Consider the following 3243-nt stretch of genomic DNA (forward strand, 5'->3'; position numbering starts at 1 on the left):
AGGTCGTCCCGAACGAATACAAGCGCGCGCTGGCCGAGATCCACGAGCGCGAGGTCGAGCTCACCAGCAGCGGCAACAACGCGCATGCGGGCATGGAGCCGCATGCGGCCTCCAAGCCGGTGGTGGCGGTCTGAGCAGCGACAACGAATAGAACAGGAAAAGCACGATGGGAAAAATCACCGGCTTCATGGAGCACGAGCGCATCGAGGAGGGCTACAAGCCCGTCGAGGAGCGGGTCAAGCACTACAAGGAATTCGTGGTCGGCCTCGACGAGGCGCAGGCCAAGGTGCAGGGCGCGCGCTGCATGGACTGCGGCACGCCGTTCTGCAACAGCGGCTGCCCGGTCAACAACATCATTCCGGATTTCAACGACCTGGTCTATCGCAGCGATTGGGAAAGCGCCTTCGTGGTGCTCGATTCGACCAACAACTTTCCCGAGTTCACGGGACGCATCTGCCCGGCGCCCTGCGAGGCCGCCTGCGTGCTGAACGTCAATGACGATCCGGTCGGCATCAAGTCAATCGAGCACGCGATCATCGACCGCGCCTGGGACGAAGGCTGGGTCGCGGCGCGCCCGGCCAAGCACAAGACCAGCAAGAAGGTCGCGGTGGTCGGATCGGGACCGGCCGGCATGGCGGCGGCGCAGCAACTGGCACGGGTCGGCCACGACGTCACCTTGTTCGAGAAGAACGACCGCATCGGCGGCCTGTTGCGCTATGGCATTCCCGATTTCAAGATGGAGAAGGTGCACATCGATCGCCGCGTCGAGCAGATGAAGGCCGAGGGCGTGACCTTTCGCACCGGCGTGATGGTCGGCGCGGCCAAGGACCCGCTCGGCAAGGGCTCGAAGGTGACCAACTGGGCCAAGGAGATCGTCACGCCCGAGCAGCTCGGCAAGGAGTTCGATGCGGTGCTGCTGACCGGCGGCGCCGAGCAGTCGCGCGACCTGCCGGTGCCCGGCCGCGACCTCGACGGCATCCATTTCGCGATGGAGTTCCTGCCGCAGCAGAACAAGGTCAATGCCGGCGACAAGGTCAAGGGCCAGCTGCGCGCCGACGGCAAGCACGTGATCGTGATCGGCGGCGGCGACACCGGCTCCGACTGCGTGGGCACCAGCAACCGCCACGGCGCGGCCAGCGTGACCCAGTTCGAACTGATGCCGCAGCCGCCCGAGGAAGAGAACCGGCCGATGACCTGGCCCTACTGGCCGTACAAGCTGCGCACCAGTTCCAGCCACGAGGAGGGCTGCGAGCGCGAGTTCGCGATCTCGACCAAGGAATTCATCGGCGAGAAGGGCAAGCTCACCGGCCTCAAGACCGTCCGCGTCGAGTGGAAGGACGGCAAGATGGTCGAGGTCGCCGGCAGCGAGCAGGTGCTCAAGGCCGACCTGGTGCTGCTGGCCATGGGCTTCGTGAGCCCGGTGGCCAACGTGCTGGACGCCTTCGGCGTCGAGAAGGACGCCCGCGGCAATGCCAAGGCCAGCGTCGACTTCATCGGCGGCTATGCGACCAACGTGCCCAAGGTGTTCGCCGCCGGCGACATCCGCCGTGGCCAGTCGCTGGTGGTCTGGGCGATTCGCGAAGGCCGCCAGGCAGCGCGCTCGGTCGACGAATTCCTCATGGGTTTCAGCGACCTGCCGCGCTGAGCTGGCCCCCACGCTCCGCCACTGCGTGTGGGTCGCTGCCCCCCGGGGGGCCGCAGACCGCCTTGGGGCGGCCCGGCGCCGGCCTGGGCCCCCACGCGCATCCATTTCAGATTTGTCTGGGACGGGCAAGCTTCGTGCTTCCTTTATCATTGAGCGTTACCGCAAGCCGGGATGTCCTCAGGGGTGCCCCGGCTTTTTCGTTGTCATGGACCCTGCACCTTCCTCTTCCCTCGTTGAATTTCGCGACGTCGTCTTCGGCTACGGCGATCGAACGATCCTCGACGGCGTCTCGTTCTCGATGCCGCGCGGCAAAGTGACGGCATTGATGGGCGCTTCGGGCGGCGGCAAGACCACCATGCTGCGCCTGATCGGCGGCCAGGTGCGGGCGCGGCGCGGCGAGGTGCTGGTCAACGGCGAGGATGTGGGCAGGCTGGCGCCCGAAGCGCTCTATGCGGCCCGGCGCCGCATGGGCATGCTGTTCCAGTTCGGCGCGCTCTTCACCGACATGAGCGTGTTCGACAACGTGGCCTTTCCGCTGCGCGAGCACACGCGCCTGTCCGAAGGGCTGATCCGCGACATCGTCCTGATGAAGCTCGACGCGGTCGGCCTGCGCGGCGCCCGCGAACTGATGCCCAGCGAGGTGTCGGGTGGCATGGCGCGGCGCGTGGCGCTGGCGCGCGCGATCGCGCTCGATCCCGACCTGGTGATGTACGACGAGCCCTTCGCCGGCCTCGACCCGATCTCGCTCGGCACCGCGGCGCGGCTGATCCGGCAGCTCAACGACACGCTGGGCCTGACCAGCGTGGTTGTGTCGCACGACCTCGAAGAGACCTTCCGCATCGCCGACCACGTGATCATCCTGGCCAATGGCGGCATTGCCGCGCAGGGCAAGCCGGAAGAGGTGCGCGTCAGCACCGACCCCCTGGTCCACCAGTTCGTCAACGCGCTGCCCGAGGGGCCGGTGCATTTCCACTATCCCGCGGTCGGCGTCGAGGCCGATTTCGGCAATGCGCAGGGGGGACGCGAATGAGCTGGTACAAGCCGGCCGACGTGGGCTTCGCCGTGCGAAGCAAACTGGCCGACCTCGGGCTCGGAGCGCGCCTGTTCCTGCAGCTTCTGTTGCGCGGTGCGCACAGCCTGCGCCGCTTCGGACTGGTGCGCGACCAGATCCATTTCCTGGGCAACTATTCGCTGGCGATCATCGCCGTCTCGGGACTGTTCGTCGGCTTCGTGCTGGGGCTGCAGGGCTACTACACGCTGCAGCGCTACGGATCGTCGGAAGCGCTCGGCCTGCTGGTCGCCCTGAGCCTGGTGCGCGAACTCGGTCCGGTGGTGGCGGCGCTGCTGTTCGCGGGCCGCGCCGGCACCTCGCTCACCGCCGAGATCGGCCTCATGAAGGCCGGCGAGCAACTCAGCGCCATGGAGATGATGGCGGTCGATCCGGTGCAGCGCATCCTGGCGCCGCGCTTCTGGGGCGGCGTGATCACCATGCCCTTGCTGGCGGCGGTGTTCAGTGCGGTCGGCGTGATCGGCGGCTACGTGGTCGGCGTCCTGATGCTGGGGGTCGACCCCGGGGCCTTCTGGGGCCAGATGCAGGG

At 67.3% G+C, this 3243-nt stretch carries 3 protein-coding genes; all 3 read left to right on the forward strand.

Going from position 1 to position 3243, the window contains the following annotated elements; genetic code table 11:
• Positions 1 to 166 precede the first annotated feature (166 nt).
• Complete coding sequence (locus AC1DY5_RS48570; protein ID WP_478121491.1) at positions 167 to 1645, forward strand: glutamate synthase subunit beta; 1479 nt, start codon at positions 167 to 169, stop codon at positions 1643 to 1645.
• Positions 1646 to 1850: 205 nt separating this feature from the next.
• Positions 1851 to 2675 (forward strand): ABC transporter ATP-binding protein, encoded by an 825-nt coding sequence (locus tag AC1DY5_RS48575; protein ID WP_478121492.1) that lies wholly within the window; start codon positions 1851 to 1853, stop codon positions 2673 to 2675.
• Positions 2672 to 3243: ABC transporter permease (locus AC1DY5_RS48580; RefSeq protein ID WP_478121493.1), on the forward strand; the 572-nt coding region annotated here is incomplete at its 3' end. The genes AC1DY5_RS48575 and AC1DY5_RS48580, both read left to right, overlap by 4 nt.

This window comes from Variovorax sp. P4_D9, from assembly GCF_056401695.1.

Bases quoted from the DNA above. Each gene is read 5' to 3' on its own strand.
- AC1DY5_RS48570 (WP_478121491.1), top strand. From the start codon at position 167: ATGGGAAAAATCACCGGCTTCATGGAGCACGAGCGCATCGAGGAGGGC.
- AC1DY5_RS48575 (WP_478121492.1), top strand. From the start codon at position 1,851: ATGGACCCTGCACCTTCCTCTTCCCTCGTTGAATTTCGCGACGTCGTC.